This window comes from Lentiprolixibacter sp. (genome assembly GCF_982873095.1).
This window is the reverse complement of the sequence record NZ_CEYNTP010000220.1, coordinates 1-4,654: the sequence shown is the minus strand read 5'-3', so window position 1 is coordinate 4,654 and position 4,654 is coordinate 1. Positions and strand designations below refer to the sequence as shown.

Annotated in this window: 5 protein-coding genes; 2 read left to right on the top strand and 3 right to left on the bottom strand. The window is 47.9% G+C overall.

Annotation, left to right across the window (positions count from 1 at the left end; all coding sequences use genetic code 11):
- The coding region (locus AC4E7D_RS11810; protein ID WP_490173995.1) for a M16 family metallopeptidase at positions 1-729 on the top strand (729 nt) is incomplete at its 5' end.
- 65 nt (positions 730-794) lie between these two features.
- Here the strand turns inward: AC4E7D_RS11810 and AC4E7D_RS11805 are convergent.
- On the bottom strand, positions 795-2,054 hold the full coding sequence (locus AC4E7D_RS11805) for an MFS transporter (protein ID WP_490173994.1): 1,260 nt from the start codon (positions 2,052-2,054) through the stop codon (positions 795-797).
- A gap of 166 nt (positions 2,055-2,220) precedes the next feature.
- On the opposite strand from AC4E7D_RS11805, the gene AC4E7D_RS11800 reads away from it, so the two are divergent.
- Entirely contained in the window at positions 2,221-2,682 is a 462-nt protein-coding gene (locus AC4E7D_RS11800; protein ID WP_490173993.1) for a DsrE family protein, read from the top strand.
- Between the two features lie 25 nt (positions 2,683-2,707).
- On the opposite strand, the gene AC4E7D_RS11795 is transcribed toward AC4E7D_RS11800, so the two are convergent.
- A complete protein-coding gene (locus AC4E7D_RS11795; RefSeq protein ID WP_490173992.1) occupies positions 2,708-4,042 on the bottom strand; it encodes an alpha-L-fucosidase in 1,335 nt (444 codons plus the stop codon).
- Positions 4,043-4,090: 48 nt separating this feature from the next.
- Positions 4,091-4,654 (bottom strand): aminotransferase class V-fold PLP-dependent enzyme (locus AC4E7D_RS11790; RefSeq protein ID WP_490173991.1); only part of this gene is annotated, 564 nt, incomplete at its 5' end.

Below are 4,654 nucleotides of genomic sequence, written 5' to 3'. Positions count from 1 at the left end.
TACCAGAAATACCAGGAACGCTTTGCCGATGCAGGGGATTTCCATTTCTATTTTGTGGGGAATGTAGATGAAGAAAAACTGAAGGCCTACGCCACAGCCTACCTCGCCTCACTGCCAGGCAAGAACAGTAATGAATCCTTTGTGCCGACCAAATTCAGGAGAAAGGACAGCTATCAGAAACACGTGATCAACCGGGGAACAGACCCCAAAAGTAATGTGAGGATTACATGGGAGGAAGAGATCCCGTTCGACCCGGAAACTGAAATGGCGGTAAGGGCCCTTGGGGAAGTACTAACCATCAAGTTGGTGGAAAAACTGCGGGAAGAAGAAGGCGGTGTCTACGGAGTTGGAGCCAGGGGGAATTTGAGCAAGATATCCTACTCCAACCTCACCTTTAACATCTCATTCCCCTGCGGACCTGAGAATGTAGACAAACTGGTTGCCGCAGCATTGGGCGAAGTAGAGAAGATCAAAAAAGAGGGGCCCCTCCCGAAGGACCTCGCCAAAGTAAAGGAGACCTACCTGGTGAAACACAAGGAAGATCTGAAGACCAACAGGTTTTGGATAACCAACCTGCTAAGGGCAGACCAGCAAGACCGGGATTTGGGGAGTATGATGCAGCTGGAGGCCAAACTGGACAAATTAACCGCAGCGGATATCCAGGAGGTGGCACAACAGTATTTAGACGAAAACTACTTCCTCGGTATCCTGATGCCGGAGACAGAGTAGCCGAACGAATTCTATAATACCAAAACCCTTCACCTAAGTGAGGGGTTTTTTACAGGGCAATTCTATTAGTGAGATCCTTTGCCGTATAAACGGAAATAATACCAGGCGGCTACCCCTCCAATAAGTGAGAAACCCGCAAGCATCCAAAACACATGCTGATGCCCGGTTTCCCCAGGAGAACTGTCCAGGAGGTAGCCCATGGCGGGCCCCGCAAAAATATCCGGGGTGTATCCGATAAGGGAAATAAGGCCTATGGCCGTCCCGGTGAGTACTAGCGGGATCCTTCCCCGCTCCATTACCGCAAAGTACAGGGCACGCGCGGCGTATACTCCGGTGGCCACTACAAGGATGGATACAAAAAACAGCCCGGTAGCCGAGGCTGAAATAATACCTGTCGCAAACAATAAGGCCCCAATAACTGACACTCCAAAACTGAGCATCAACCAGAGGGTGGTTTGGGTGCGGTCTGCCAATATCCCGATGAGCACACCAATTACCGGACGGAAAAACCAGAGGTAGGTGCCAACCTGTGCAGATGCTACCTGATCGTACAACATCACATCCTGGGCATAGAGGGAAAACACATCCGTGATCTTGTAACCCACATAGGCGCAAAGGACAATGATCATGAGCAAGCCAACGGATGGCAGGCGTAAAACTTCCCTTATCTGGGACGGACTTATCTCCTCAAGGACAATCTCTTCTTCGATCTCCTGTTCCATTTTCATAAAGAACCAAACCAATACCCCAACAAATGCCACAATGCCTGAGGTAGCCAGAATAACGTATCGGAAGGCCGTCTTACCGGCAGCCATGTTTTCTTCTGAGAATTCTTCAACCAGGAAGAATGAAAAAACCATCACCCCCATGACACCAAAAAGTGCACCCACCAAACCACGGCCACCGTCTAAAATCCCAAAGGCCTTCCCTTGGGAAGTAGCCCCTCCCCACACTCGGGTAGCTTTTATCATGGGTGCCCAGAATAAAAATATGGTCGTAAAGCCCCAATAGCCATACAGGACCCTAAGAACGGTAAAACCTGGAAAAGTGGCGTAGAGTAACCCCCCGAGCGCAGTCATCCAGAGCGCGAGGGCAATGAGTTTTCTGGGGGGATATTTATCGGCCAGGGGGCCACCGAAGAAATAGGAGAGCAGGGCAACAATTCCATACACCGAGAAACAAAGGCCCAGCTCCACATTGTCAAGCTCAAAAGCCCGTAACACTGTTGGCCGGAAAACGCGGGAAAGGACGAAGGGAAGGCTAAAGACCGACTCCCCCGCCAAAATAAGTAATGCCAGAAAATACCAGGGGGCTTTGGTTTGCATGGAAGTTTGTGCTTTGGTTTTACCTCAGGGCAAACCTATGAAATTTGTATCTGATTCACTCAGATCTGCACCCCACCCTGATCCACATCATTGCCCAATACCGCCCCTTTGCATATCCTTGATGCTGACTTTAGCCTGACAATTATTAAATCTAAATACGTTTACAATGAAAAAAATCATTCTTGTAGCCTTGACAGGAACCCTGGCAACGGCCTTCTTCGCCTGCCAGCCTGAGCAAAAAGCACAAATGGAAACTGGATCCGAACAGGAAAATGCGGAATTGATTATCAACCTCACCAGCGACCCCACAGTGGATCCGCACAGCGCATTGATGGGCCTGCACCTGGGTCAGAAAGTACTAAAGAACGATATGGATGTTACGGTATTCCTCAATGTTCATGGGGTAAAACTGGTAGGACAAGGTTCAGATTCCCTTGCTTTCCATGGGGAAAACCTGCATGAGGTAGTCCAATCCCTCCTTAACAGCGGAGGTACTGTACTGGCCTGCCCGCATTGTATGGAGGTGCATGAAATACAGGCAGAACAACTTCCTGAAGGTATTGGGGTGATGAGTGATTCAGTAATGATGAAAAAAATGAAAGGATCACCCACCGTGTTTACGTACTAAACATCCTGTTTGATCCTTGCAAGTTTTACTTTAAGATGAGCTCCACAATGGTATCCGCCGAATCCAATTTATCCTGAGGTACCTGGATCAACAGTCCAAACTCATTTTGTTGATGTTTCAAAAGGGTTTTGTCCTTATAGAGTTGTACCGTTTTAATTTTTTGGTCAAAATCCTTTATAAAAACTTTATTGCTCTGATCGAGAATATGCAGGTAGATGACTTCACCTTTTTCGGTAAATGCCATCTTGTCGGTCGGTGGAACAGGGCCCGCGGTAGTACCGTAAATGGTTTCCCCGTATTTGCGCATCCACTCTCCCATTTCCTTAAGTGACGCTTTATGCTCTTCCTGTATCTTTCCATTGGGCATGGGGCCTACGTTTAACAAAAGATTGCTCCCGTAGCCGGCAGCTTTTACCATATAGTGGATGAGTTCTTCTCTGGATTTGTGTTTCCGGTCCTGAAGGTTGAAGCCCCAGGACCCGTTGATGGTCTCGCAGACCTCCAGGGGCAATTGCCCAATGTCTGAGGCTGAGGTTCCCCAACCCGTAGTATTCTTCCCCGGGAGGTCTTTTTCGAACATCTGAAAGTCCTCTCCTTCAATGGGCGCCAAATGATGATTGTTGCCAATGAGGCAGTGGGGCTGCAGGTCGTGAATCAATTGATAGAGTTCATCATAGTGCCAATCCACCTGAAGCTTGCCAAATTTTTTGCCGTCCCACGCTTTCTGGTCCCAGTGGCCATCAAACCAAATTCCCGCTATATCGCCGTAATTGGTCAGGAGCTCCCTGAGCTGGGTCTTCATAAAGGCTATGTACTTCTCCCAGTCTCCCTGTCCCCTCCCTGGGATATCAGTTCCTGTCCTGCCCCTTGGATAGTAATCATCGCTATGCCAATCCAGGAGCGAATAATAAAAGAACAACTTAATCCCTTCCTTTCTGCAGGCATCGGCCAGTTGTTTTAATACATCCTTTCCATAGGGGGTTGCATCCACAATATTGTAAGTGTTCGCCTGGGTATCGAACATAGAAAAGCCATCGTGGTGCCTGCTGGTAATGGTTATATATTTCATACCCGCATCTTTCGCCATTTTCACCCATTCATCTGCGTTGAAGTCGATGGGATTGAAAAATCCAGGCAGTTTTTCATAGGCATCAATCGGGATATTCTGATTGTTCATGACCCACTCGCCATCGCCCAAAATGCTGTATACGCCCCAATGTATGAACAGTCCAAACCGAGCCTCTTTAAACCATTCCCTGGCTTCCAGATTTTCTGGACTGGGTTGATAATCTTTCTGGCCCTGGCCTAAGGCGAGCATGCCGCAAAGCAGGCTTAAGGCGATGGTTGTTTTGAATTTCATGATAGGATAATATTATTAAGTAGCAGGATTATGCAGTTTGAAGTACTATTATAAAGATGCCTCTAATCCCCGAATCAACTGGAAAATCTCTTCCTCCGAGGTATAATGCACAAAAGACATCCGGATCACCCCCGGATCCCTGGGAATGTCCATATCCATAAGCGGTCTTGCGGCATAAAAGTCGCCATACCCCAGCATAAGTTGATGTGCTGTCAATGCATTATAAACCTCCATAACCCCTTTATTTTTTGGAAGTATGGCTACTATAGGAGCTCGATTTATGTTGGCTTCAGGGCCAACAATCCGGACATCGTCCCGTGACCGCAAAAAATCCAGAAGGACTTCCTGAAGCCCTTCTTCATGTTCCCGGAACAAGCTGTTCAGAGCGCGATTGCGTTGAGCAGGACCCGCTTCTTCCTTAAAATGATATTTGAATACAACATCAAAATAATCCAGGATACCATTAACGGTGGCGATCTGTGCGTGATCTGGTCCGGCGGGAGTGATCATGCTTTTCGGGATACCTTCTTTGAAGAAGTGCGACTGGTTTTCCAGCTTGCCCATCAAGTTATTATTGACGTACATCACCCCTAAATGAGGGCCATAGGTTTT